Annotated in this window: 23 protein-coding genes; 17 read left to right on the top strand and 6 right to left on the bottom strand. The window is 68.2% G+C overall.

The window, feature by feature from the left end:
- Positions 1–11: 11 nt before the first annotated feature.
- Positions 12–464: an RbsD/FucU family protein gene (locus tag NUW50_RS14675; protein WP_258289884.1), complete on the bottom strand. Its 453-nt coding sequence runs from the start codon at positions 462–464 to the stop codon at positions 12–14.
- Positions 465–666: 202 nt separating this feature from the next.
- On the opposite strand from NUW50_RS14675, the gene NUW50_RS14670 reads away from it, so the two are divergent.
- From NUW50_RS14670 to NUW50_RS14660, 3 genes are read left to right on the top strand one after another with little or no spacing between them, the layout of a single operon-like run.
- Complete coding sequence (locus NUW50_RS14670; protein ID WP_258289883.1) at positions 667–1086, top strand: hypothetical protein; 420 nt, start codon at positions 667–669, stop codon at positions 1084–1086.
- Positions 1083–1610: a plastocyanin/azurin family copper-binding protein gene (locus NUW50_RS14665; protein ID WP_258289882.1), complete on the top strand. Its 528-nt coding sequence runs from the start codon at positions 1083–1085 to the stop codon at positions 1608–1610. The genes NUW50_RS14670 and NUW50_RS14665 overlap by 4 nt, the downstream gene beginning before the upstream one ends.
- On the top strand, positions 1607–2308 hold the full coding sequence (locus NUW50_RS14660) for an RNA polymerase sigma factor (RefSeq protein ID WP_258289881.1): 702 nt from the start codon (positions 1607–1609) through the stop codon (positions 2306–2308). The genes NUW50_RS14665 and NUW50_RS14660 overlap by 4 nt, the downstream gene beginning before the upstream one ends.
- Before the next feature lie 28 nt (positions 2309–2336).
- Here the strand turns inward: NUW50_RS14660 and NUW50_RS14655 are convergent, their stop codons facing one another.
- From NUW50_RS14655 to NUW50_RS14645, 3 genes are read right to left on the bottom strand one after another with little or no spacing between them, the layout of a single operon-like run.
- The gene (locus tag NUW50_RS14655) at positions 2337–4274 is read right to left on the bottom strand and encodes a tripartite tricarboxylate transporter permease (RefSeq protein ID WP_258289880.1); all 1938 of its coding nucleotides are present in this window, start codon (positions 4272–4274) and stop codon (positions 2337–2339) included.
- Between the two features lie 24 nt (positions 4275–4298).
- Entirely contained in the window at positions 4299–5273 is a 975-nt protein-coding gene (locus NUW50_RS14650) for a tripartite tricarboxylate transporter substrate-binding protein (RefSeq protein ID WP_258289879.1), read from the bottom strand.
- Between the two features lie 28 nt (positions 5274–5301).
- On the bottom strand, positions 5302–6738 hold the full coding sequence (locus NUW50_RS14645) for a class I adenylate-forming enzyme family protein (RefSeq protein WP_258289878.1): 1437 nt from the start codon (positions 6736–6738) through the stop codon (positions 5302–5304).
- 147 nt (positions 6739–6885) lie between these two features.
- Between NUW50_RS14645 and NUW50_RS14640 the strand changes: the two genes are divergently transcribed.
- Positions 6886–8322, top strand: a complete 1437-nt coding sequence (locus NUW50_RS14640) for an AMP-binding protein (RefSeq protein WP_258289877.1) — start codon at positions 6886–6888, stop codon at positions 8320–8322.
- Between the two features lie 63 nt (positions 8323–8385).
- Here NUW50_RS14640 and NUW50_RS14635 read toward each other — a convergent pair whose 3' ends face one another.
- Both NUW50_RS14635 and NUW50_RS14630 read right to left on the bottom strand, forming a co-directional pair.
- Complete coding sequence (locus NUW50_RS14635; protein ID WP_258289876.1) at positions 8386–9015, bottom strand: porin family protein; 630 nt, start codon at positions 9013–9015, stop codon at positions 8386–8388.
- Positions 9016–9172: 157 nt separating this feature from the next.
- Complete coding sequence (locus NUW50_RS14630) at positions 9173–10663, bottom strand: class I adenylate-forming enzyme family protein (RefSeq protein WP_258289875.1); 1491 nt, start codon at positions 10661–10663, stop codon at positions 9173–9175.
- A gap of 639 nt (positions 10664–11302) precedes the next feature.
- Here NUW50_RS14630 and NUW50_RS14625 point away from each other — a divergent pair.
- The 13 genes from NUW50_RS14625 to NUW50_RS14565 all read left to right on the top strand — a co-directional run bounded on the left by NUW50_RS14625 (position 11303) and on the right by NUW50_RS14565 (position 24021).
- Complete coding sequence (locus NUW50_RS14625) at positions 11303–12397, top strand: cytochrome c3 family protein (RefSeq protein WP_258289874.1); 1095 nt, start codon at positions 11303–11305, stop codon at positions 12395–12397.
- A gap of 22 nt (positions 12398–12419) precedes the next feature.
- A complete protein-coding gene (locus NUW50_RS14620) occupies positions 12420–13736 on the top strand; it encodes a hypothetical protein (protein WP_258289873.1) in 1317 nt (438 codons plus the stop codon).
- The gene (locus NUW50_RS14615) at positions 13733–14566 is read left to right on the top strand and encodes an RnfABCDGE type electron transport complex subunit D (RefSeq protein WP_258289872.1); all 834 of its coding nucleotides are present in this window, start codon (positions 13733–13735) and stop codon (positions 14564–14566) included. The genes NUW50_RS14620 and NUW50_RS14615 overlap by 4 nt, the downstream gene beginning before the upstream one ends.
- Complete coding sequence (gene nqrC, locus NUW50_RS14610; RefSeq protein WP_258289871.1) at positions 14559–15359, top strand: NADH:ubiquinone reductase (Na(+)-transporting) subunit C; 801 nt, start codon at positions 14559–14561, stop codon at positions 15357–15359. The genes NUW50_RS14615 and nqrC overlap by 8 nt, the downstream gene beginning before the upstream one ends.
- A complete protein-coding gene (locus NUW50_RS14605; RefSeq protein ID WP_258289870.1) occupies positions 15359–16024 on the top strand; it encodes an NADH:ubiquinone reductase (Na(+)-transporting) subunit D in 666 nt (221 codons plus the stop codon). The genes nqrC and NUW50_RS14605 overlap by 1 nt, the downstream gene beginning before the upstream one ends.
- Positions 16021–16623, top strand: coding sequence for an NADH:ubiquinone reductase (Na(+)-transporting) subunit E (nqrE, locus tag NUW50_RS14600; RefSeq protein ID WP_258289869.1), 603 nt, complete (start codon positions 16021–16023; stop codon positions 16621–16623). The genes NUW50_RS14605 and nqrE overlap by 4 nt, the downstream gene beginning before the upstream one ends.
- Positions 16620–17843, top strand: a complete 1224-nt coding sequence (gene nqrF / locus NUW50_RS14595) for an NADH:ubiquinone reductase (Na(+)-transporting) subunit F (RefSeq protein WP_258289868.1) — start codon at positions 16620–16622, stop codon at positions 17841–17843. The genes nqrE and nqrF overlap by 4 nt, the downstream gene beginning before the upstream one ends.
- A 3-nt stretch (positions 17844–17846) precedes the next feature.
- Positions 17847–18827, top strand: coding sequence for an FAD:protein FMN transferase (locus tag NUW50_RS14590; protein ID WP_258289867.1), 981 nt, complete (start codon positions 17847–17849; stop codon positions 18825–18827).
- A gap of 9 nt (positions 18828–18836) precedes the next feature.
- Positions 18837–19022 (top strand): (Na+)-NQR maturation NqrM, encoded by a 186-nt coding sequence (gene nqrM, locus NUW50_RS14585; RefSeq protein WP_258289866.1) that lies wholly within the window; start codon positions 18837–18839, stop codon positions 19020–19022.
- Positions 19019–19435 (top strand): CBS domain-containing protein, encoded by a 417-nt coding sequence (locus NUW50_RS14580; RefSeq protein WP_258289865.1) that lies wholly within the window; start codon positions 19019–19021, stop codon positions 19433–19435. Before nqrM ends, NUW50_RS14580 begins: the two co-directional genes overlap by 4 nt.
- Positions 19436–19590: 155 nt before the next feature.
- Complete coding sequence (locus NUW50_RS14575) at positions 19591–19791, top strand: YgaP family membrane protein (protein ID WP_258289864.1); 201 nt, start codon at positions 19591–19593, stop codon at positions 19789–19791.
- Positions 19791–20759: an efflux RND transporter periplasmic adaptor subunit gene (locus NUW50_RS14570; RefSeq protein WP_258289863.1), complete on the top strand. Its 969-nt coding sequence runs from the start codon at positions 19791–19793 to the stop codon at positions 20757–20759. The genes NUW50_RS14575 and NUW50_RS14570 overlap by 1 nt, the downstream gene beginning before the upstream one ends.
- Complete coding sequence (locus tag NUW50_RS14565) at positions 20752–24021, top strand: efflux RND transporter permease subunit (protein ID WP_258289862.1); 3270 nt, start codon at positions 20752–20754, stop codon at positions 24019–24021. Before NUW50_RS14570 ends, NUW50_RS14565 begins: the two co-directional genes overlap by 8 nt.
- Positions 24022–24046: the final 25 nt, after the last annotated feature.

Genomic DNA, 24046 nt, shown 5'->3' with positions numbered 1-24046 from the left:
GTTCCCCCTGCTCAGCTGTCCGGCGCGATCACGCCCTTGCGGAAGATCATGCAGCCGTAGAACCGCCGCTCGCCGGTCTGGATCACCGCGAAGGCCTGCTTGGCGGCCTCGTAGAAGGCAAAGCGCTCGATCGAGACCATCGGCCGCGGCCGGCCCTCGGCGGCGTCGATCGCGGCCTGGACCTCGACCTGCGGCGGCGGAATTTCGGCGGCTGCGCCGACAACTTCCATCCTGGCGGCGAAATCATCGACGAATGTATCGAGCGGCAAGACCGAGAGCACCGCCTCGGCAGCTTCGGCACTGCTCAGGTTCTCCATGGTCAACAGGCTGCCCCAGGTGGTCTCGGCGGCGACCGAGGTGGCGGGGAAGTTGGTGTCGCAGAGCACGACGGTATCGCCATGTCCCATGGCACAGAGCGCGTGCAGCACCTCGGCGCTCAGGCGCGGGTCGATTCCTTTCAGCATTGGCGGTCCTCCCTGATCCCTGCCCCAAGGGCAACGGGTCAGGTTTGGCGGATTTCGGGGCGGGACGGAAGGGGCAGCGACCGGGCTGCACCGGAAGAGGTCAAGTTTTTTTTGGGGAACCCCGAGAACCTTCTTCGCGCTGCCGCATCCAATGGGTCGAGCGCCGGAAACCGGCACTCTGATCAACCGGAAAGGACAACCCATGAAATTCTACCTCTCCCTGCTGGCTGCGACGGCCTGGCTCGCCACCAGCCCGGTCCTGGCGCATGACACCGAAGCCCTGAAGGCCGCGCCCCCCGGCGCGCCCTATGTGCAGGTCAGCGACGTGCTGCCGCTGCCGGCCTTCCTGCCGGGTCTGGGCACCCTCTTCGTCGATCCCGACACCCTGCCCGCCGGGCCCTTCCTGGCCTATGACCATGACGGCATGCTCTCGGCCACGGTCTACATGACGCCGCTGGACGATCTGCAGAACGGCACCGTCTTTGACGGGCTGGGGATCGGTCTGCACACGGTCAGCAGCGTCGACATCTACTACAACGCCGGTCATCCGGGGGTCGAGAAGCCGCACGCCCATGTCGTGCTGTACCATGATGCAGACGCCAAGGGACGTCTGGCGAAATGAGCGTCGCCCGCCGTCAGTTCCTGGCATTGGGGGGTGGCCTTGGCGCCGCCCTCCTTGCCGCCCCCGCCCTGCGGGCCGCCCCGGTGGAGGTCATCGAGATGCGCGGCACCGCGCGCGGCGAGCGGATCTGGTTCGCCCCGCGCGGCCTGGCGGTGGCGCCGGGCACCACCCTGCGCTTCGTCAACCGCGATCCCGGCAACAGCCACACCGCCACCGCCTATCATCCGGACAACTACGACCGTGCCCGGCGGATCCCCTCTGCGGCAACGGCCTGGGACAGCGATTTCCTCCTGCCCGAGGAAAGCTTCGAGGTGGTGCTCGATGTACCCGGGGTTTATGATTACTATTGCATCCCGCACGAAATGGCCGGCATGGCCGGGCGCATCGTCGTGGGCCGGCCCGGCGATCCGGGCTGGGAAGATGCCGCGACCGACACCGAAGACGTCTCGCCCGAGGTGCTGGAAACGCTTCCACCCGTCGCGGAGATCCTCAGCCGTGGCCGGATCGAGGGGGAATCGCGATGAACGCAGTGCCAGCCCTGTCCACCGCCGCCCCTGCCCCCGGCGCGGTTCCCGAGGCCGAGCTTGTCGCGGCGGCGCGCGAGGGAGATGAACCGGCGGTGCGCGAGCTGATCCGTCGCCTGAACCCGCGGCTGTTCCGCATCGCCCGCGGCATCGTCGCGAGCGATGCCGAAGCCGAGGAAGTGGTGCAGGACAGCTATCTCGCCGCCTTCACCCGGCTTGCGGAATTCGAGAACCGGGCACGGTTCTCGACCTGGATCACCCGGATCACCATCAACAACGCCCGGATGCTGGCGCGCCGTGCCCGCCCACAAGAGGGATACGACACCGTGACCGAGACCGAGAGCCCGCAGATCCTGGCTTTTCCCGGGCGCAACGCCGAAACGGCGGAAGGCTCGCTGGGCCGGTCGCAGATCCGGCACCTGCTGGAGACCGCGATTGCCGAACTGCCGCCCGAGCTGCGCCTGCCGTTCCTGCTGCACGAGACCGAGGGCCTGAAGCTGCGGGAGATCGCCGAGGACCTGTCGCTGAACCCGATCACGGTGAAGACGCGGCTGTTCCGCGCCCGTCGGCGTCTGCGCAGGGCTCTGGAAAGCCGGATCGACGGCGGGTTTGAATCGGTGTTCCCCTTCGACGGCGCCCGCTGCGCGACCATGGCCGACCGCGTCGTCGCCGAATTGAAAAAGCGGAGTGGGCCATAGCCCGGCCATCCATGCCCGGCGGGCAGGCTCAGCCCGGCATCAGCCCCTGGAACAGGGAGCCGATCCAGGGCTCGGGCCAGGACTGCCGGGCCAGAAGGTCGAAGACCGCCCAGGACACGAGCGTCGCGAACGCCGCCGCCAGCACCGCCCCGAACGGTCCGGGGCGCCGCAGCCAGAGCGCCGACAGCAGGATGAAGCAGGCCGGTCCCGCCAGATGCCCAAGGGCCATGATGAGCAGTGCCAGCCCGCCGGCGCCGCCGATCAGGAACCGCAGGTCCGAGCCCACGCCGGCGGCCTCTCCCGGCAACCGCACCCGGCAGGCCCGCCAGAGACGCGGCGCCATCACCAGCATCGCCGCCAGCATCAGCCCGGCCACCAGCGCCGGGAAGATCGCCGCCTCGATCGGCAGGGTCAGGCACATGCCGAGCACGCCTGCCGCCAGCAGCGCCAGCAGCAGCCCCAGGGCGGCATCGCCACGGCCGGTTTCGGCAACATCGACACCCGGGGTTTCGCGGCTGAAGCGATAGACCTGCCGGCCCAGCAGCAGCGCCGACAGGCCGAGCAACAGGATCACCAGCGGTTGCGCCAGCCAGGACCAGCCCGAAATCTGCCAGGACAGAAAGAAGAACCGCTCCAGATTGGGGGCCAGGACCAGTCCCAGGGTGAAGGCCGGCCGCGACCAGCCATAGCGCTTCATCGCCAGCCCCAGGGCCGAGAAGACCAGAAGCGTGATGAAATCGCGCGGGTCACGGCCGGTCTGGAAGACGCCCAGCCCGACAAAGGCCAGCGCCACCGGCACCAGCACCGGCGCCGGAACCAGCGCCAGCCGCGACAGCGGCCGGGTCAGAGCCAGGCAGAGACCGGCGCCGACCAGATTGGCCAGCGCGATGGTCAGGACCAGCGAGACCACGAATGGCGCCTCGTCGCGCAGCAGGTCGGGGCCGGGCACCAGCCCGTGCAGCATGAAGGCCCCGAGAAGCAGCGCCATCGAGGCCGATCCGGGCACCCCGAAGGCCAGCGTCGGGATCAGCGAGCCACCCTCCTTGGCATTGTTGGCGCTTTCGGGAGCGATGACCCCGCGAACATTGCCCTCGCCGAAGACCGGTCCCTTGCCCGGACGCCGCGCCGCATCGCCATAGGCGATCCACTCGATCACCGTCACGCCGACGCCCGGCACCGCCCCCAGCAGCGCACCGATTCCACCGCTGCGCAGCACCAGCGGCAGGTTGCGCAGCGTATCGCCGATCCCCTGGCGCTTGCCGCCGGCATCCTCGACCGCATCGGCCACCTGAATCCGCCCGCGCTGCAGCAGCCCAGCCAGTTCCGGCACCGCATAGATCGCCAGAAAGACGATCGGCGTCGGCACCCCGTCCCAGAGGTAGATCTGGCCCAGGGTCCAGCGCTCGACGCCTTCATAGGGGTCAAGCCCGGCGAATGCGATCAGGGCGCCGGCCAGCGCCGCCACCATGCCCTTCAGGGGGGCCCGCCCAGACAGCATGGCCACCATCGTCAGCCCGAAGGCCGTGATCGCGAACAGGTCGCCGAAGTTCAGCAGCAGCACCAGCGGCCGCAGCACCGGCAGGGCCATGGCCAGCAGCAGCGCACCAAACAGCCCGCCGACGAGCGAGGCCGAATAGGCCGCACCGAGCGCCCGCGCGGACTTGCCCTGCTTGGCCATCGCATGGCCGTCCATCACCGTCGCCGCGGCGCCGACGGTCCCCGGAACCCCGATCAGCACCGCCGGGATGGTGTCGGAGGTGGTGGTGACCGAGGCCATCCCCAGCAGCAGCGCGAAGGCGGCCACCGGGTCCAGCGTATAGGTCAGCGGAATCAGGATCGTCAGGCCGAACAGCCCGCCCAGTCCCGGGATGACCCCGATCACAAGACCGAAGACCACCCCGCACAACATGAGGACCAGGCGCATGGGCACGAAGAGATCGCCCATGGCGGCAAACAGGACATCCATTGGCGGAACCGGGGCCGGGTTGCGTTACTGCACCAGTTCCCGGGCCAGATCCTGGACCGCCGGATCACTGGCCAGGTACTCCGCGATCTTGGCTTCGACGGTCGGTCCGTCGGTCATGGACAGGTACAGCCCGCGCTTCTTGGCATCGGCCAGGAAGTCCTCGTCGGTTGCCAGTGCCGCGAAGCCCGCCAGCAGGTCGTCCAGCGCCTCTTCCGAGGTGGCGGGCGGGGCGACGAAGGGATGGTGGATGGAGCTTGAGGACAGCACCAGCTTCATCGCCTCGTGGGTTTCCGGATCGCTGATCCTGTCCAGCAGGAAGGGCACGCCGTCGATCTCGTGCTTCGGTTCGCGCGACAGTTCGGTAATCACGTTGTAGCGCTCGAGCATGTCGCCGTTGAACAGGTTGCTCATGCCGATCCCGCAACGCGCCTGGATGTCGCCGCGCTCCATCGCCAGGTCGATCTCGGTGGCGCTGCCGAAGCCGGTGACGATCTGATAATTCGTGTCGAGCGCCTTCTTGATCGCCGCGGGGAAGACATAGGTCGTGCTGGCCTTGCCGGTGGCGCCGACCTTGAACTCTCCGGTCAGGAAGGCGTCGAGCGTGTCGATCCCCGAGGCCTTGGGGGTGATGCAATAGGAAGCCGCGCTTGTCATGCTGATCAGATAATGCGCCTGCCGCGGGTCATAGGCCCGGTTGTCGGGATCGAAGACCGGCGCCAGCGCCAGCGCCGAGCTGATGGTCGCGATCTGGCTGCCGTCGGTCTCGGTGCTTTCCATGACCAGCTTCGCCAGTTTCAGGCTGCCGGCGCCGGGCAGGTTCTCGACCACGACATTGGGCGAGCCCGGCAGATGGTCGCCAAGGTGATCGGCGATCACGCGCGCCATTGAATCGTACGAACCGCCGGGGCCATAGCCGACACGGATCGTCACGTCTTCTGCACTGACAGACAATGCGGGGAGCATCAGGCAAAAGGCGCTGACGACAAACCTGGAGGCCATGGGCATATTCATTCCTTTTCAATCGGATTCAGGGGGGTGGAGCGACCTGTGAAGAGGGGTCGCCATGGTCGGCGGTGAGCCGGCGACGGTCGGTCTTGCCGGCGGCGGAAACGGGAAGCGAATCGCGGATCACGATCTCGAAGGGAAAGGTCTCTCCGAGCTGTGCGCTCATGTGGTCGGACAAAGTCCCGGCATCGAAACCCAGTCCCGGGACCACCGCCAGGCCGAGCCTGTCACCGCCACCCGGCTCCGGCAGACGAAAGGCCACGACTTCGGAAACCCCGGGCACGGCGCGGGCGAGCGCCTCGAACCGCTGCGGCGCGGCCTTGTTGCCGCCGATATTGAGCAGCTCCGAGCTTCGGCCCAGGAACTGAAGGCTGCCATCGGGGAGCAGTCGGCAGATGTCGCCGGTGCAGACCCAGCCATCGGAGCCGGCCACCGGCTTTCCCGACGGGAATTCCAGCACCCGGATTTCCGGCGGCGACATCAGCCACAGCTCGCCACCCTCGGCCGGATCGGCGGGGCTGCCGTCCGGGTTCTGAAAGCGCAGGTCCAGGTCGCTGTAGGGCTTGCCGAGATAGCCCGGCAGGTCGGGGCGTTCCGCGGGCCGGGCATGGGCGATGGAGCCGGTCTCGTTGCTGCCGTAGCTCAGGTAGACCTCGGCGCCGAACAGTTCTTCGCCCCGTATCGCCGCCGCCGGCGCCACCTCGCCGCCGCCGGTGATGATCCGGCGCAGCGCCCGCGGCCGGACGGCTCCCGCCTCGATCGCCGCCAGCATCCGGCGGTAGTTCCAGGGCGACAGATAGGCCGTCGTCACCCCGACCGCATCCATCAGCTGCAGCGAGGTCGCATCGTCGTCACGCGGATGGATATGCGCCACCCCGGCCAGCAAGGATCGCGCCATGTGATTGAAGAACGGGGTCGAACTCGGGGCATAGCCGATGAAGACGGCGCCCTCGGGCTGGCCCCGCAATCTGGTGCTGCGCCGCACCCTGAAGAGGATGTCCTCGTCCGCCACGACGCGCGTCTTGGGCAGGCCGGTGGTGCCGGAGGTGTTGCGGATCAGCCGGCCGCCCCCGGCAATCGGGACAAAGCGGGTGGGCGACCGGATCCACTCGGGCCCGACGACGATGTCGGCGCCCCCTGTGCCGGGCTTCCCGGCCTCGACCAGATGCCAGTCAGGGGAAAAACCCAGGCTGCCATCGGCCCCGACTGCGCCCATGGCGGTGGCGCCGAGCCGCAGGAGCGCCAGGGTCAGCATCGACCTGACGATCGCATCATCGACATGCACGGCCACCAGATCCCGCTTCGCCACGCCATGCCCCTGCAGGGCCTCGGCAAAGGCGAGAACCGTGTAAAAAAAGTTGGAAAAGCTGACGGGAATTCCGGCAGGATCGACCGTCGCGATCCTGTTCCCGTCGTCCCGGCACACCGCCTCGAAGACCTCGGAAAAGCTCTGCCCCATGTGCCCCTCTGCCTGCACTTAACCTTAGTTGTGCCGCATAGCAGAGACAACCCCGGCAACCGACCCGAATCAAGCCGTGCAGGGGTTGACGATGGGGGAGGTTCGGGCAACCTGCGCCCCGGAATTGCAGCAAGGAGCGCCCGTCCGATGACCCTGATTTCCAGATTTGCGCAACGCGCCACGGGCAATCCGCAGAAGATCGCGCTTCTGACCGAGAAGAGCCAGATGTCCTTCGAGGACATTCTGCATCTGGTCCACCTTCTGGACGTCGAACTGACCACCCGCGGGGTGCGTCCGGGCCAGACCATCGTCATGACCAGCCGCCGGCCCGAATTCTGCATCGCGCTCTGCCTGCTGCTGTCGCTGCGCCAACTGACGGTGATCTTCTCGACGCCCGGGCCGGTGCTTGCCGCCGGGCTCGACTTCGACAGAATGCTGAGCACCGAACCGATCGCCCTCCTCGAACCGGAACGGCAGATCGTGATCGAGCAGAGCTGGTTCGCGTCCCTCGGGACATTGCCGCTGCCCGACTACACCGCGGAGCCCGGCGGCGGGGCCTTTGTCTTTCGTTCGTCGGGCACCACCGGCACGCCCAAGTTCATCTGCTCGCCCGAAACCGAGCGGGCGCGGATCGGCGATGCGAATGCCTTTTGCGGCAAGGTCGATCTGTCCACCCGCCGGCTGCTTTCGACATTGACCTGCCATTCCGGCCTGTCGGTCTCGCTGCAGCTCGAGACCCTGCTGGCCGGCGGTTCGGTCGTGGCGCTGGCAGAGGGTTCGGCCAACGCCCTGCCCTGGATCGACCTCTATCATGTCGATACGCTCGGAACCTCGCCCGCCGTGTTGCAGGCGATGCTGAGACTGCCGCGGGTGGGTCAGTATCTGGGCAGTGTGCGAGACATCCGCATCGGCGGTGCGCAGGCGGGTCGCCAGCTGCTCGAATCCTTTTCGCAGGTCTGCCCGGCCCGGGTGCATCTGGGCTACGGGTCGGCCGAGGTCGGGCCCTGCTTCCGCTGGATATACGAGGCCCCGATGACCTTCTCCCCGAGCTATATCGGAGAGTTCCTGCGAACCGATCTGGAGGTCGGGTTCTTCGACGAGGAACTGAACCCGCTGCCCGACGCGACCGAGGGCATCGTCGGGTTCCGCCCGGTCACCGGCAGCCTCCCGAACCGCTATCTGGGCAAGACGAGCGATGAAGGCACCGGCTTCATCGACGGCTGGTTCTTCCCCGGCGACATCCTGCGCCGCGAGGGCGACCAGTATTTCGTTGTCGGACGGACCAAGGAGATCGTGAACTTCGGCGGGAACAAGTTTTCGCTGGCCGCCGTGCGGCAGGCGCTGGCAGAAGCCTTCCCGGGCGCGGCCCTCGAACCCGTCGTGCTGACCGACGAGGGCGGTCTGGAGCGGCTTGGCGTGGCCTATGTCTCCGAGCAAGCCATCTCGGAAACCGATCTGACGGCCGCCCTGAAAAGGTTCCTCGGGCTCAAGGTCATCCGCACGCTCAAGCTTGCGGAACTGCCGCTGACCGAAACCGGCAAGGTCGATGCCGGGGCCCTGCGGCAGATGTTCCAGCAAGGCTGAGAAAGCCAACGAAAAGGGCCACACCTTCCGGTGTGGCCCTGTTGCGACCGATATGTCGATCAATCAGAAGCGGAAACCGATCCGGACCGAAATCGTGGTCGAGTCGACCGAGTCGATATAGTTTTCGCTGGGTTCACCATAGTCGTTGTCGCCCTGCGGTTTCAGCTTCCGCATCGTGACATCGCCACCGATGAAGCCGTTTTCGCTGATCGGCGTTTCAAAGCCGCCGCCCAGGCTCACACCACCAAGCTTCGCGATCTTCTCGCCGCCGCCATAGTAGTCTTCGATCGAACCCAGCGAGTAGCCGAGCGCACCGTAAACCAGTGTCGAGCCGAAGACCTTCCCGACGCGGGCCTTCAGATCGATCATCGGCCCCATGCTGACGCTGCTCGCGGAGTAGAAGCCGCCGACTTCGATCGAGCCACCCTGGGTGACCGCAATCTCGCCACCGAAGACAAGACCGCTGCCCGAGACCACGTTGTAACCGGCAAAGGCCGATCCAAGCGCGCCACCCGAGAGGGAATAGGTCCCGTAGAAGGCCCCGCCATTGCCCTCGGCGTCACCCGACGTCATGGCGACCCCGACGCCGCCATAGAAGCCGTCCACATCCTGGGCATGCGCAAAGCCGGCCGCACTGGCAAGTACAACGCTGCTGCTACCGATCATCCGCATAGCTTTTTCGGCTTTCGACATTCGAATCCCCATTCCTGTTCTGGTGACGTCCAAATAAAATCTAGATGAAACATTACACTTACCTCGACCACCTTAGCGAGACGAGATTCTCGGCACAACTGCGGTTTGGCACGGCACTGTAGCCCGAGCGCAACAGACCGTTGGCCATGGTTGCCTGTTACGGCCCCTTTGGCGGCGTAACTGCCCGATTTCGCGCCCTTCCCTCTTCGAGCAGGCGGACGCAGGCGCGGCGGTCGGCCTTGCCGTTCGCATTGCGCGGCAGGCTGTCCAGGAACAGGATTCGCTCCGGCACCGCGGCCAGGCCGCCAAGTTTCATCAGCGCCACCCGTGCCTCGGCCAGAACCTCGGTCTGGTCCGCCTCGGGGGAGACACTCAGGAAAGCCCGCAGACCGGCGGTCCCTTCGACACCCGGCAGCATGAAGCAGATCGCATCGCGCACGCCCGGCACCGACATCAGCGCGAAATCCATCAGCGGCGCGTTCAGCTTCTGCCCGCCCAGGTTGAACTGCTCGTTGTTGCGACCGAGGACCGAGAACGACCCGTCCGGTTCCCACCGGCCGATGTCGCCGGGGTAGAACCAGCCATCGCGGAAGCTGCCGGCCGTCGCGGACGGGGCATTGATATAGCCCGGCGCGACATAGGGATTGGTCACCCGCACGATCCCCTCCTGCCCCGCCGGCAACGGCTGGTCCGCGTCGTCGACCACCTCTACCCGCACATCCGGCGCCAGCACCGTCCGGGTCCGAAGCTGGCCATCCGGGTCCAGCGTCTTGACATTGGCCATGGCATTGAACGCCTCGGTCGAGCCATAGCCTACCCAGACTTCCTCGAAGGACTGCAGCAGATGCAAGACATGGTCATCGGACACCGGCCCTCCGGACACCTGGATCAACGGCAGCTTGCGCGGCAGGACCAGTTCCCCCAGGGCCATCTGGGCCTGCGCGGGCGAGGACACGACGAATCCCGCCTTTGCCTCCGGCCAGTTCTCGGGCGGGGTCCCGGCCAGCACCGATCCACCATGAAGCAGCGCGGTCAGCGCATAGGTCAGCCACAAGGGCGATGTCGGCGGGAACAGGCTGGCCAGCCGCAGGCCGCGCCAGTCCAGACGGGCGGCATTGGCTTCGAGACGGGCCATCATCACCCGATAGGGCAGCCCCACCAGTTTCGGCGTTCCGGTGGTGCCGGAGGTCTGGCTGATCATCCAGATGTCCTCGGGGCTGCGAAACCCCGTGAATGGCAAGGGGCGGGGGCCGCCACCCTCCGGGGCCCTCGGGGCAAACCAGCTCTGGTCCAGCTGCACCGCGCCCGCAGGCGACTCGCCCGGCTGGCTGCCGTCATCGAGGATCATGTCGATGTCGAGCCGGTCGCTGCCGACCAGATTGGCATGGGCATAGATCCAGCGGGCCCCGAGCAACGCCGTCGCCAGCAGGCTCGCCAATGCGACGGCCGGATCCCCGGTCCGCATCGCCAGGGTGGAGCCCTGTTTCATCCCGCGATCCTGCAGCCCGAGGGCCATCGCGAGACTGGCCTCGGCAAGCTGACCGTGGCTGACGGTGCCCTGAGCGCTGATCACGGCTGGCGCATCGGGGGCCGAACCGACCGCCCGCAGATAGTAGAGGCCGATATTCGTGTCGGTTGTATTGGTCACGTCAGAGTCCCGGAATGGCGAAGATTTCGGCGAAGTTGACCTGTTCCACCCCGGGCGTCAATCGCCCCGCGAGGTCCGGGGGGAAGGGCTGACCGGGCGGGCGCTGCGGCCGGCCCGGGGCCAGGGGGACGCGCAAAGCGCACCGACCCGCCGCCTCGATCCGGTGGCGGAACCTTGAAGTGCCTGCATGGCTGGTATTCGCAATGAGGCGCGAACCCATGTGGCACGGTCATCCGCCGCCTCGGCGCCGGGGGCCTTGCACAGGACGGGAACGCCGCGAAACGGGCCATCGGGTCGCCCGGGACGATCATGCGCGGGCCAGAGTCCCGGCCGGGCTGACCAATGCGCCGATCTGCCTGTTGCCCCTTCCAGCATTGGCTCCGCGCTGCCTCCGGCAATTCGCCCGGCGTGCCGTCGCCCGCCGCCGCCAGCCCAAGCCCATGATCGTCGATGCCCGCCCTTTCGCGGCGGCCCCGCGGCCGGTCCGGGGGAGCGCGTCAGTCCGGGAGCCTCGCCGACGGGAACTCCCGCCGGCGGGCCCGATTTTCGAGGCGGACCTATGACATGGATCAACTTGAACGCTAATCTGATGTGATAGGATTCTCTCAACAGCGCGAAATCCAACAAAAGGGCATAGAGATGCAAAGATTCGAGACCTGGGTGGCCTCCTCCTTCCTGGCCTTTCTTGCCGCAGTGGCCTCGACCGGGACCGCGGCCGCGCAAACCGCCCCGACGCCGGACGAGATCATGCAGGCCTGGCTGGCCTCGCCGCATGCCGATGGCAGTGCCGAGGCCTTCAAGCACTGGGACGGCGAAGGCGAGGTGCCGGGCGACTGCGCGGTCTGCCACTCGACCACCGGCTTTGCCGAATATGTCGCGGCCCCGCCCGCCGAGGCCGGGATGATCGACCACCCGGTGCCGATCGGCACCAAGGTCGAATGCGGCGCCTGCCATGCCCCCGGGGTCAAGACGCTGGAGTCCGTGCTGTTCCCCAGCGGCGAGACAGTGGCCGGAATGGGCAGTTCGACCGCCTGCCTGGTCTGTCACCAGGGCCGCGCCTCGACCGATCAGGTCGGCCAGGCGCTGGCCGGTCTGGACGACGACGAGGTGTCGGCCGAGCTCAGCTTCATCAACAGCCATTACGCCGCCGCGGCCGCGACCCTGATGGGCAGCGTGGCGCGGGGCGGCTATCAGTACGAGGGCCGCGACTATGCCGGCCAGTTCATGCATGTGAAGGATCTGAACAGCTGCACCTCGTGCCACGACCCGCATACGACCGAGGTCAAGCTCGAGTCCTGCGTGACCTGTCACAAGGGCGCCGAGGACTTCCGGGCGATCCGCACCACGCCGGCGGACATCCTGGGAACCGGCGAGACGAGCGCCGGGATCAGCACCGTGATCGACGCGCTGCACGGCCGGTTGATGGCGGCGATGCTGACCTATTCGGTCGAAGTCACGGGCAAGCCCGTCGCCTATTCCGATGCCGCCTATCCCTATTTCTTCAACGACCTGGACGGCGACGGCCTGGCCGGTGCCGACGAGGCGGTGTTCCCGAACCGCTATCAGAGCTGGACCCCGCGGCTGCTGCGGGCGGCCTACAACTATCAGTATGTCGCCAAGGATCACGGCGCCTTCGCGCATAACGCGCATTACGCGATCCAGCTTCTCTACGACAGCATCGAGAGCCTCGCGGAAGTCGCCGACGTGGACATGACCGGCCTTGTTCGCCCCTGACGACACAAGGAAAGCGGACCCGATGGATACGAGCATCCGAGCATCCGGCCCGGTGCGGCAGGTCATGCTGCGCCGCGGGCGCGACCTGATCCCCGGCGCCGCCATGGCCCGGGGTCCGGTCGAGACCCGCGCCGTGGACTCCGTCGCCCTGCTGGCCCGCGACTATCCGGGCCTGACGCTCGACCCGCAGGTGACGGTCGGCGAGCGGGTGGTCGCCGGACAGGCGATCTGCCGCGACCGGCATCACGCCGAAATCGTCCTGACCTCGCCGGTGGCCGGAACCGTCGCCCATGTCCTGCGCGGCAGGCGGCGGCGACTGGAAACGCTGGTGATCTCGGTCGAGGAGGACGGCGCGGCGCAACCGGCGCTGACGTTCGATCACGGCTCCGCGGCAAGCGAGGCGCAGGCGCTGCGCGATCTCCTGTTGCAAAGCGGCGCCTGGGCCGGGTTTCGTGCCCGCCCCTTCGGCCGTGTTCCCGATCCGCAGGCCCGCCCCGCCGCGATCCTGGTCAGCGCCACCGAGACCAGCCCCTGGGGCGCCGATCCGGTCGCGGTTCTGGCGGGGCAGCTGGACCGGTTCCAGCGCGGGCTCGCCGCCCTGCCCCGGCTGACCGGAGGCCCGGTCTATCTCTGCCAGCCGCCCGCCGCGGATTTCGCCGACCCGGCGCCGGGTCTGGTGGTGGTCGAGGTCTCGGGCCCGCATCCCTCGGGACAGCCCGGGCCGCAGATTCACCACCTTCATCCGGCCACGCCCGAGCATCCGGTCTGGCAGATCGGCTATCAGGAGGTGCTGGCGATCGGTCATCTGCTGGAGACCGGCCGGGTGTCGGGGCAGCGGATGGTCTCTCTTTCCGGCCCCGACCTGGCAGAGCCGCGGCTGGTCCGGGCACCTCTGGGCGCCGAACTGGCCGATCTGACCCGCGGCCTGCGCGAGGATGGCGATCCGCGGCCCCTGTCGGGGTCGATCCTCGACGGGCGGGATCAGGATTACCTCGGGCGCCACGACCTTCAGGTCACCCTGCCCGGCCCGGCCACCAAGGGCGCACCGCTGCCGCCGCTCTGGCAACGGCTGCTGGCCCGCCTGCCGCGCCCCGCCCCCGGCAGCGCCGCGCTGCTGCCGATGGAGACATTCGAGAGCGTCTTCCCCTTCGACATCCTGCCGGTGCCGCTGATGCGGGCGCTGGCGGTGGGCGACGTGGAAAGTGCCGAGCGGCTGGGCTGCCTGGAACTGCTGGAGGAGGACATGGCCCTGCTGAGCTGGCACTGCGTCTCGGGCAGCGATTATGGCGCGCTGCTGCGGCGGATGCTGGACCGTCTGGCCGAGGAGGCCGGAACATGAGCCTTTCCGACACGCCCCTGCCCCGGATCAGCCGCCCGTGGGATGCCCATCGGGTGACGCTGGCGCTGTGCCTGGCGCTGGTGCTGCCGCTGCTGGCGGCGGGGCTGAGCCGCGGCGCGGCGCTGCTGCCACCGCTGCTGCTGGCCCTGGCGCTGACCCTGGCCTGGCAGGCGGTCTTTGCCCGGCTTCGGCAGCGGGCGATGAGCTGGGACGGGATCGAGTCGGCGCTGGTCTTTGCGCTGCTGGTCCCGGCCGGGGTGCCGCTCTGGCAACAGGGGCTGGCGCTGAGCTTCGGCCTGGTGATGGGGGCGCTGATCTTTGGCGCCCGCGGGCGCGGCTTCCTCAGCCCCGCCGTGGTCGGCCTGTCCTTCCTGCTGATCACCTTCCCCGGAATCGGACCGCTGGACCTGGGCGGGCCGGTGGCGCTGGCGGCACTGCCGGCGGGCGCCGGGCTGATCTGGCTGGGGCTTCTCTCCTGGCGCGTGGTTGCGGGCTTCGGCCTTGGCGCCGCGCTTCTGGCGCTGCTGCTCGCCGGACCCGCGGCGCTGGCGCAGGGGCTGACCAGTCCGGCCCTGATGCTGGGGCTGGTCTTCCTGATCGGCGACCCGGTCGCCGGCGCCTCGACCCGGCTCGGACGCTGGACCTATGGCCTGCTCGGCGGGGCGCTGGCGGCGCTCTTTGCGCTGAGCGCGGAAGCCACCCTGGGGACCATGCCGCTGCAGGCGATGGTCTCGGCGGCCCTCCTGGCAAGCATCTTCGCACCGCTTCTCGACCAGCTGGCGATCTGGCAGAACCTTCGCCACCGCAACCGGAGGCACAAGCATGGCTGAGCCGCGCCGCAACCTCTGGGCCCGTTTCCTGGCCCTGCCGAACGAGAGCCTGACCAAGACCCTGGGCGTCGCCTTCCTGGTCGCCCTGGTCTCGGCCACCACCGTCTCGTTCACCGCGATCGCCCTGAAGCCGCGCCAGCAGGCACAACTCGACGCCGCGCGGGAAGAACAGCTGGCCGGCATGATCGCCGCCCTGCCCGGCCTGGCGAATATCCTGCGCGAGACCGGCGCCGAAAGCCTGCAACAGGTGGTCGTCGATCTCGACAGCGGCGCGATCGACCCCGACATCGCCGCGGCCGATTACGATTTCATCGCCGCGCAGAGTGATGCCGCTCTCAGCATCGCGCTGCCGCCCGAAGCCGACATCGCCGGGATCGGACGGCGGCCGAACCTGGCCCCGGTCTATCTGATGCGCAATGCCGACGGCCTGGCGCTGGTGGTGCTGCCGGTCTACGGCCAGGGCTATCAATCGACCATCCGCGCCTATCTGGCGCTGGAGGGCGACCTGGACACGATCGCCGGCCTCAGCATCTACGAGCAGGGCGACACGCCCGGGCTGGGCGCACGGATCGCCGAGCCGGAATGGCAGGCGCTCTGGGCCGGCAAGAGCCTGACCGATGCCGGCGGCGCGATCGCCATCAAGGTGGTCGCCGGCGCCGAGGGGCCGAACGAGGTCGATGCGATCACCGGCGCCACCTATTCCTCGGGCGGGGTCGGAAACCTGGTGCGGTTCTGGGTCGGTCCCATGGGCTATGGGCCGTTCCTGGCCCGTCTGAAAGCGGGAGAGTTCTGATGTCCAACCCGCGTCTGCGCACCCTGACCGCGCCGCTGATCGACGAGAACCCGATCACCCTGCAGATCCTCGGCATCTGCTCGGCGCTGGCGGTGACGACATCGCTCGCCACCGCGCTGACCATGAGCCTGGCGCTGATCGCCGTGCTGGCCGGGTCGAGCACCGCCATCAGCCTGATCCGCCACCACCTGCCGGCCTCGATCCGGCTGGTGGTGCAGATCACCATCATCGCCTCGCTGGTCATCGTCGCCGACCAGTTCCTGCGCGCCTTCGCCTTCGAGATGAGCCAGCGCCTGTCGATCTTCGTCGGGCTGATCGTCACCAATTGCGTGGTGCTGGGCCGGGCCGAGAGCTTTGCCCTGCGCAACCCGGTCGGGGCCAGCCTGCTGGATGCCATCGGCAACGGGCTGGGCTACAGCCTGATCCTGATGCTCGTGGCGCTGATCCGCGAACCCCTGGGCTCGGGCAGCCTGTTCGGCTGGCAGGTGCTGCCGCTGGCCTCGGAGGGCGGCTGGTTCCAACCCCTGGGCTTCATGCTTCTGGCGCCCAGTGCCTTCGTGCTGATCGGCCTGCTGATCTGGATCATCCGCAGCCTGCGGCCCGAGCAGGTCGAGGCCGACGACTATCCGATCCTGTCGTCTGACTCCGGGGAGGCCGGCCGATGATCGAGATCTTCGTCCATTCGGTCTTCCAGGACAATCTGGCGCTGACCTTCTTCCTGGGCATCTGCACCTTCCTGGCGGTGTCGAAACGGGTCGATACGGCGCTTGGTCTCGGCCTGGCGATGATCGTGGTGCAGACCCTGACGGTGCCGATCAACCACCTGATCTTTCAGGGCCTGCTGATCGAAGGCGCCTGGGCCTGGGCCGGGCTTCCCGAGGCCGATCTGAGCTTTCTCAAGCTGATGAGCTTCATCGGCGTGATCGCCGCGGTGGTCCAGATACTCGAGATGGTGCTCGACCGTTTCGTGCCGGCGCTGGCCCGCAGCCTGGGCATCTACCTGCCGCTGATCACCGTCAACTGCGCCATCCTCGGCGGCAGCCTGTTCATGGTCGAGCGGCGCTATTCCCTGCCGGAAAGCCTGGTCTGGGGCCTGGGCAGCGGCACCGGCTGGGCTTTGGCGATCCTGACCTTCGCCGCGATCCGCGAGCGGCTTCGCTATGCCGATGCCCCCGAGGGGCTGCGCGGCCTGGGGCTGGCCTTCATCACCACCGGGCTGATCGCGATGGCCTTCGGTGGCTTTGCCCTGGTGGAACTGCCATGACCGAAGCGCTTCTCGGATCCGCGGTTTTCGTCGGCATCGTGCTGATGCTGGTGGTGCTGGTATTGCTGGCACGGATGGCGCTTCTGCCGCGCGGCACGGTGACGATCCGGCTCAACCAGCGCAGCGAGATCACCGCGCCCAAGGGCAGCCGGCTGATCAACGCCCTTGCCGAGGCGGGGGTCGCCCTGCCGGCCGCCTGCGGCGGCAACGGCACCTGCGGCCAGTGCCGGCTGAAGATCACCGAAGGCAGCGGCCCGGCCCTGCCCACCGAAGAGGCGCTGTTGTCGCGGCAGGAGATCGCCTCCGGCATGCGGCTGGCCTGCCAGACCACCCTGCGCAGCGACCTGGCGGTCTCGGTTCCGGAAAGCCTGCTCTCGGCGCAGAGCTATGCCTGCACCGTACGCTCGACCCGCTCGGTGGCGCCACTGATCCGCGAGATCGTGCTGGCCCTGCCCGAGGGCAGCGACTTCAGCTTCACCCCCGGTGCCTTCGTGATGACCGAGGCGCCGCCCTACCGGATGCGCTTTGCCGATGTCTCTGTCGCACCGGAACATGTCGAGGCCTGGAAGCAGATGGGCCTGCCCGCGCTGACCTCCGAGAGCAGCGAGACCGTCGCCCGCGCCTATTCCATCGCCAGCAACGCGCTGGAGCCGGCCGATCAGATCACCCTGCTGATCCGGCTGGCGGTGCCGCCGCCCAGCCCGCCGGGCCTGCCGCCGGGTGTGGTCTCGTCCTGGCTGTTCGGCCTGAAGCCGGGCGACGCAGTGCCGGTGAAGGGTCCCTATGGCTCGATCGCGGCGCAGGACAACGACCGCGAGATGGTCTTCATCGGCGGCGGGGTCGGCATGGCGCCGCTGCGGGCGATCATCTCGGACCAGCTCCTGCGCCAGAAGACCACCCGCAAGATGAGCTTCTGGTACGGCGCCCGCAGCAAGGTGGACCTTTTCTACCAGGAGGAATTCGACCGGCTGCAGGCCGAGCATCCGAATTTCCACTGGACCGCCGCACTGTCCGATCCGGCGCCGGGCGACGACTGGCAGGGGGCCACCGGCTTTGTCCACGAGGTCGCGCACCGGCTCTACCTGGCCGAGCATCCGGCACCGCAGGACTGCGACTACTTCCTCTGCGGCCCGCCGCTGATGATCCGCGCGGTGCTGAACATGCTGGACGCTCTGGGCGTGGACCCCGAGCGGATATTCAACGACGATTTCGGAGGCTGAGCGATGCGCCTGACCCGACGCGATTACATCTTCGGCGCCGCCGCGCTGGCGGCGATGGCCACGGCGCGGGAGACCCGGGCCGACAGCGGCGAGCTGATCGAGATCAGCGGACCGGCCTTCGGCGCCGACTGGCGGGTGCGGCTGGCCGCGGAGGCCGACAGTGCCGCGATCGCGGCGGCGATGGTCGGCGTGGTCGGCGCGGTGGATGCGGCGATGTCGCCCTATCGGCATGACAGCGAGATCACCCGGTTCAACCTGACCGAGACCGCCGACTGGCTGCCGCTTTCGGGCGCGACCCTGGCGAACCTGCGCGAGGCCCGACGGATCGCCGCACTGACCGGCGGCGCCTTCGACCCGACGCTTGGCGGGCTGGTCGGGCGCTATGGCTTCGGCCCGATCCATCAGCCGCCCGAGGGCAGCTTTGCCGGGCTGGAGCTTTCCGCCGACGCGGCCCGCAAGGCCGACCCGCGGCAAAGCCTCGACCTTTGCGGCATCGCCAAGGGCCATGCGCTGGACCGCGCGGTTTCGACCCTGGCGGGTCTGGGCCAGCGCGACTTCCTGATCGAGATCGGCGGCGAGGTGGCGGGGCTAGGCGCACACCCGCAGGGCCGCCCCTGGAAGGTCGGGATCGAGGACCCGCGCCCGGGGCGTGCCGGCCATCTGCATGTCGTCGAACTCGCGGGCGAGGCGCTGGCGACCTCGGGCGACAAGATCAACAGCTATGTCGCGGGCGGCCACCGCTACGGCCACATCATTGACCCGGCCCGGCACCGGCCCGCCGAGACCGCCCTGACCTCGGTCTCGGTCTTCGCGCCGCGGGGCATGACCGCCGACGCCCTGGCCACCGCGCTGTTCGCACTCGGCGCCGAGGCCGGCCCCGAACTGGCCGAAGCGCAAGGCATCCCGGCGCTGTTCCTGGCCCGCGACGGAGCCGGGCTGGCGGCCACCTTCACCGGCGGCTTTGCCGACCGGATCATCGGATAGGAGACAGCCATGGCCATCTTCCTCATCACCTTCGCCGGGATCGCGCTGACCTTCCTCGGCCTGTCGCTGGGCGTTCTGTTCGGGCGGCCACCGATCAAGGGGTCCTGCGGCGGTCTGGCCTGCGTGCCGGGGGCAGCCTGCGCGGGCTGCCGGAAACGCGGCGCCGACGCCGCCCCGGAGGAGGACGCGAGATGACCCACCTGCCCTGCATCGCCGACATCATGGCCCGCAAGCTGATCGTGCTGACACCCGAGATGGACATCCTGCGGGCAATGTCGCTGCTGCTGGAACACGGGATTTCCGGGGCCTGCGTGGTGGACGACAAGGGCGCACTGGTCGGCGTCCTGTCCAAGAAGGACTGCCTGCGCGCCGCGCTCCATGCCGCCTATCACCAGAGCCCCGGCGCCTCGGTCGCCGAGTTCATGAGCCGCGACCCCGAGACGATCGACGGCAGCATGGACCTGCTGGCCGCGGCCGAGCGGTTTCTCGGCAGCGAGTACCGCCGTTTTCCGGTTACCGAGGCCGGGCGGCTGGTCGGCCAGGTCAGCCGCGCCGATGTATTGCGGGCGCTGGCCGAGAACTGGTCGGCGATCCCCGGCGGCGGCTAGCCGGACCGGACCGGGCACCGGCAGCCCGCCCGCGACAGGGACGCGATCGTGGCGGGCCGGTGACCTTGTCACAGACCCATCACCGTCTTTTCAAATAGGGTGACCCCAACGTGGCGAATCGCGCCACCACCACAATCAGGATCAGGATCACTACCATGACACTCGACCGTGCTGTTCTCGCCTTTGCTGGTATCGTCGTTCTCACCTCGGCCCTGCTGACCTGGCTGGTGTCGCCGTACTGGCTGCTGCTCACAGGTTTTGCCGGGCTCAACATGCTGCAATCGGCCTTCACCGGGTTCTGCCCGGCGGCGATTGCCTTCCGTGCCCTCGGGGTTCCCGCAGGAAAGGCATTCTGATGATCCGCGCGAGTTTGCTGGCCCTGGGGCTGCTGGCCACCCCTGCCCTCGCCGAGACCATGGTGGTGCAGGCGGTCGATGTGACCGAATGGAAATCCGTCTATGCCACCGTCGAGGCCCGCCGAACGGTTCCGGCCCGGGCCCGTATCGGCGGCACGATAAGCGAACTCGAGGTGACCGAGGGCGACACGGTTCAGGCCGGCGTCCCGATCGGGCTGGTCGAGGATGACAAGCTGGCCTATCAGCTGGCCGCCATCGACGCCCAGATCGAGGCCGCGGAAGCCCAGCTCGAGAACGCCCAAGCCGAACTGGCGCGCGGCGAGGCGCTGGTCGAGAAAGGCGTCTCGACCGCGCAGCGGCTGGACGCATTGCGCACCCAGGTCGATGTGGTCAACGGCCAGTTGCTGTCGCTGCGAGCCGATCGCGACCGGGTGACCCAGACCCAGGCCGAGGGCTCGGTTCTGGCACCGGCCGACGGCATCGTGCTGAGCGTGCCGGTCGCGACCGGAGAGGTCATCATGCCGGGCGAACCGATCGCCACCGTCGGCTCGGGCGGTTTCTTCCTGCGCCTCCAGGTGCCCGAGCGCTATGCCGACAGCCTGCACGAGGGCGACTCGATCGTGATCGGCGACGGCGCCGACGCCGCCACCGGGCGGCTGGCCAAGGTCTACCCGCTGATCGCGGGCGGCCGGGTGCAGGCCGATATCGAGGTTGCCGGGCTGGACCCGCGCTTCACCGGCGCAAGGGTCGCGGTGCGGCTGGCGGTCGGCCAGCGCAGCACCCTGGCGGTGCCCGCCGAGGCGCTGAGCCATCGCGAGGGGCTCGATTTCCTCACCGTCGAAGGCGCCGATGGCCCGATCGAACGGGTCGTGGTGCCCGGCGGACCTGTCGATGCCGGGGGCCAGCCCCTGGTCGAAATCGTATCCGGCCTGCGGTCCGGCGATGTTCTGGTGCTGAACGATGAGTGATCCGACGCGCCCCCCCGCCCCCGCGCCCGATGGCGACGATTGCGTCCCCGAACCGACCAACCCGATCCCGCGCACGCTGGGCATCGCCGGTTTTCTGACCCGGGCCTTCATCGGTTCGCCGCTGACGCCGCTGTTCCTGCTGGCGGCGATCGTCGTCGGCCTGATGGCGCTGGTCGTGCTCCCGCGCGAGGAAGAACCGCAGATCTCGGTGCCGATGGTCGACATCCTCGTGCAGGCCGACGGGTTGAAGGCCCAGGACGCCACCAAGCTGATCACCGAGCCGCTGGAAACCATCGTCCGCGCCATCGACGGGGTCGAGCATGTCTATTCCCGGAGCATGGACGACCAGGTCATGGTCACCGCCCGCTTTCTGGTCGGCACCGATGCCGATGCGGCGATCCTCCGGGTGCACGAAAAGGTGCGCGCCAATCTGGACCGGATTCCGGTCGGCATTCCCGAACCGCTGATCGTGGGACGCGGCATCAATGATGTCGCGGTCGCCACCGTCACCCTCACCCCGGCGCCCGGAGTCACCGGAATCAGCGCCGCCGACCTGACCCGCGTGGCAAAGGAGGTGCAGGTCGAGGTCGCCAAGATCGACGATGTCGGACTGTCCTATATCGTCGGCGGCGCCGAGACCCGGCTTCGGATCGCACCGCAACCCGACAAGCTGGCGCTCTACGGTGTCACCCTGCAGCAGCTTGCCGGCAAGGTCGGTCAGGCCAACCGGTCGTTCCCGACCGGAACCATCAGCGACGGCGGCGAGCAGATTCAGCTGGTCGCGGGCGAAACGCTGACCACGCCCGAGGAGATCGGCAACCTGCCGCTGGTCACCCGCGACGGCCGTACCGTCTATGTCCGTGACGTGGCCGACGTCGCCTTCGTCTCGGACCCCGAGACCGCCCTGGTGTCATCCGTGACCCGCGGCCCGGACGGGGTCGAGCGGGTGCCCGCCGTCACCCTGGCCTTTGCCAAGCGGGCCGGTGCCAACGCGGTGCTTGTGACCCAGAGCATCTTCGCGGCGGTCGACGAGCTGCAGGGCACCGTCATCCCGGATTCCATGGCCATCCATGTGACCCGCGACTACGGCAAGACGGCGCTGGAGAAATCGAACGAACTGCTGTTCCACCTCGGGCTCGCCACACTGTCGATCGTGGCGCTGATCCTTCTGGCCATCGGCTGGCGCGAGGCGATCGTGGTCGCCGTGGTGATCCCGGTGACGATCCTGCTGACGCTCTTTGCCGCCAATGCCATGGGCTACACGCTGAACCGGGTGTCGCTCTTCGCGCTGATCTTCTCGATCGGGATCCTCGTCGATGACGCGATCGTGGTGATCGAGAACATCACCCGGCACTGGGGAATGAAGGACGGCCGGGCCCGTACCAAGGCGGCGATCGACGCGGTCTCCGAGGTCGGCAACCCGACCATCGTCGCCACCCTCACCGTGGTCGCGGCGCTTCTGCCGATGCTCTTCGTCTCGGGGCTGATGGGCCCCTACATGAGCCCGATCCCGGCCAATGCCAGCGCGGCGATGATCTTCTCGTTCTTCGTCGCGGTGATCGTCACGCCCTGGCTGATGATCAAGATCGCCGGCCGCGCCCCGGTGGCGCATCACGAGAGTGCGCATGGCGGCAAGCTGGGGCTGCTCTACCGCTCCATTGCCCGGCCGGTGCTGGCCAGCCGTTTCACGGCCTGGCTGTTCCTGCTGGTCACCCTGGCGCTGACCGTGGCTTCGACGCTGCTGTTCTACACCAAGGACGTGACGGTCAAGCTGCTGCCCTTCGACAACAAGTCGGAGATCTCGGTGGTGATCGACCTGCCCGAAGGCAGTTCGCTGGAAGCGACGGATGCGGTGGCCCATGACGTTGCCCGCGCGGCGCTGGAAATCCACGAGGTGATCGCGGCCGAGACCTATTCCGGCACCGCGGCGCCCTTCGATTTCAACGGCCTCGTGCGGCACTATTTCCAGCGCCAGTCGCCGGAACTGGGCGACGTGCATCTGGCCCTGGACTCGAAAGAGGAACGCGAGCGCGAAAGCCATGACATCGCGCTCGACCTGCGCGAGCGGCTGGCGAAACTCTCGGTGCCCGAAGGCACCAGCCTGAAGGTGGTCGAGACCCCGCCCGGCCCGCCGGTGCTGGCGACGCTGCTGGCGGAAATCTACGGCCCCGATCCCGAAACCCGCCGCCAGGTTGCGCTGAAGCTCAAGGAGATCTTCGCCTCGGTTCCCTTTATCGTCGATATCGACGACAGTTTCGGACAGCCGGCACGCCGGGTCCGGGCGGTGCTCTCGGGTGACGACGTGGAATACTACCATGTCGAGGAAGGCGATATCTTCGATACGCTGGCGCTGCTGAACCAGAGCCGCACCGTGGGCTATTCGCATCGTGGCGAAGGCCGGGCGCCGATCCCGATCGTGATCGAACGGCCCAAGGGCCAGAGGGTGATGAGCCCCGAGGTGCTGGGCGTGCCGGTGCCGGCCAATGCCCTGCCGGGAGATCGCGGCGTGGTGGAACTGGGCGATGTCGTGCGGTTGCGGTCGGAAATCGCCTCGTACCCGGTCTATCGCCACAATGCCTACCCGGCCGAGATGGTCACGGCCGAGCTTGCCGGAACCTTCGAGGCGCCGCTCTACGGAATGCTGGCGGTGCAGGAGGCGATCGACGCGACCGACTGGGGCGACCTCCCGAAACCGCAGATCAGCCTGCACGGGCAGCCGGCCGACGAATCCGTCGTGACGCTGCTCTGGGACGGCGAATGGGACGTGACCTGGATCACCTTCCGGGACATGGGGGCGGCCTTCATGGTGGCGCTGCTGGGCATCTATGTCCTGGTGGTGGCGCAGTTCCGCTCGTTCCGGCTGCCGCTGGTGATCCTCACCCCGATCCCGCTGACCTTCATCGGGATTCTCGGCGGCCACTGGCTGCTGGGCGCGCCCTTCACCGCGACCTCGATGATCGGCTTCATCGCGCTGGCCGGGATCATCGTGCGGAACTCGATCCTGCTGGTGGACTTCATCAAGAACGCCCGATGCCCGGGCCGCGCCTTGCGTGACGTTCTGCTGGAGGCCGGGTCGATCCGCTTCAAGCCGATCCTGCTGACCGCGATCGCGGCGATGATCGGCGCCGCGGTGATCCTGAGCGACCCGATCTTCCAGGGGCTGGCGATCTCGCTGCTCTTCGGCCTGGCCTCGTCGACACTGCTGACGGTGCTGGTGATCCCGGCGATCTACCTGGCGCTCAAGGGCAACCGGATCGACTGAGCCTTCGGGCCGAAGACCCTTCGGC

Origin of the sequence: Frigidibacter sp. ROC022 (assembly GCF_024723735.1) — a bacterium.
Classification (GTDB): Bacteria; Pseudomonadota; Alphaproteobacteria; order Rhodobacterales; family Rhodobacteraceae; genus SLM-1.
The sequence above is the reverse complement of the archived record's forward strand: the minus strand, read 5'-3'. Positions and strand labels throughout refer to the sequence as shown.

Bases quoted from the DNA above. Each gene is read 5' to 3' on its own strand.
- NUW50_RS14675 (WP_258289884.1), bottom strand. From the start codon at position 464: ATGCTGAAAGGAATCGACCCGCGCCTGAGCGCCGAGGTGCTGCACGCG.
- NUW50_RS14670 (WP_258289883.1), top strand. From the start codon at position 667: ATGAAATTCTACCTCTCCCTGCTGGCTGCGACGGCCTGGCTCGCCACC.
- NUW50_RS14665 (WP_258289882.1), top strand. From the start codon at position 1,083: ATGAGCGTCGCCCGCCGTCAGTTCCTGGCATTGGGGGGTGGCCTTGGC.
- NUW50_RS14660 (WP_258289881.1), top strand. From the start codon at position 1,607: ATGAACGCAGTGCCAGCCCTGTCCACCGCCGCCCCTGCCCCCGGCGCG.
- NUW50_RS14655 (WP_258289880.1), bottom strand. From the start codon at position 4,274: ATGGATGTCCTGTTTGCCGCCATGGGCGATCTCTTCGTGCCCATGCGC.
- NUW50_RS14650 (WP_258289879.1), bottom strand. From the start codon at position 5,273: ATGGCCTCCAGGTTTGTCGTCAGCGCCTTTTGCCTGATGCTCCCCGCA.
- NUW50_RS14645 (WP_258289878.1), bottom strand. From the start codon at position 6,738: ATGGGGCAGAGCTTTTCCGAGGTCTTCGAGGCGGTGTGCCGGGACGAC.
- NUW50_RS14640 (WP_258289877.1), top strand. From the start codon at position 6,886: ATGACCCTGATTTCCAGATTTGCGCAACGCGCCACGGGCAATCCGCAG.
- NUW50_RS14635 (WP_258289876.1), bottom strand. From the start codon at position 9,015: ATGTCGAAAGCCGAAAAAGCTATGCGGATGATCGGTAGCAGCAGCGTT.
- NUW50_RS14625 (WP_258289874.1), top strand. From the start codon at position 11,303: ATGCAAAGATTCGAGACCTGGGTGGCCTCCTCCTTCCTGGCCTTTCTT.
- NUW50_RS14620 (WP_258289873.1), top strand. From the start codon at position 12,420: ATGGATACGAGCATCCGAGCATCCGGCCCGGTGCGGCAGGTCATGCTG.
- NUW50_RS14615 (WP_258289872.1), top strand. From the start codon at position 13,733: ATGAGCCTTTCCGACACGCCCCTGCCCCGGATCAGCCGCCCGTGGGAT.
- nqrC (WP_258289871.1), top strand. From the start codon at position 14,559: ATGGCTGAGCCGCGCCGCAACCTCTGGGCCCGTTTCCTGGCCCTGCCG.
- NUW50_RS14605 (WP_258289870.1), top strand. From the start codon at position 15,359: ATGTCCAACCCGCGTCTGCGCACCCTGACCGCGCCGCTGATCGACGAG.
- nqrE (WP_258289869.1), top strand. From the start codon at position 16,021: ATGATCGAGATCTTCGTCCATTCGGTCTTCCAGGACAATCTGGCGCTG.
- nqrF (WP_258289868.1), top strand. From the start codon at position 16,620: ATGACCGAAGCGCTTCTCGGATCCGCGGTTTTCGTCGGCATCGTGCTG.
- NUW50_RS14590 (WP_258289867.1), top strand. From the start codon at position 17,847: ATGCGCCTGACCCGACGCGATTACATCTTCGGCGCCGCCGCGCTGGCG.
- nqrM (WP_258289866.1), top strand. From the start codon at position 18,837: ATGGCCATCTTCCTCATCACCTTCGCCGGGATCGCGCTGACCTTCCTC.
- NUW50_RS14580 (WP_258289865.1), top strand. From the start codon at position 19,019: ATGACCCACCTGCCCTGCATCGCCGACATCATGGCCCGCAAGCTGATC.
- NUW50_RS14575 (WP_258289864.1), top strand. From the start codon at position 19,591: ATGACACTCGACCGTGCTGTTCTCGCCTTTGCTGGTATCGTCGTTCTC.
- NUW50_RS14570 (WP_258289863.1), top strand. From the start codon at position 19,791: ATGATCCGCGCGAGTTTGCTGGCCCTGGGGCTGCTGGCCACCCCTGCC.
- NUW50_RS14565 (WP_258289862.1), top strand. From the start codon at position 20,752: ATGAGTGATCCGACGCGCCCCCCCGCCCCCGCGCCCGATGGCGACGAT.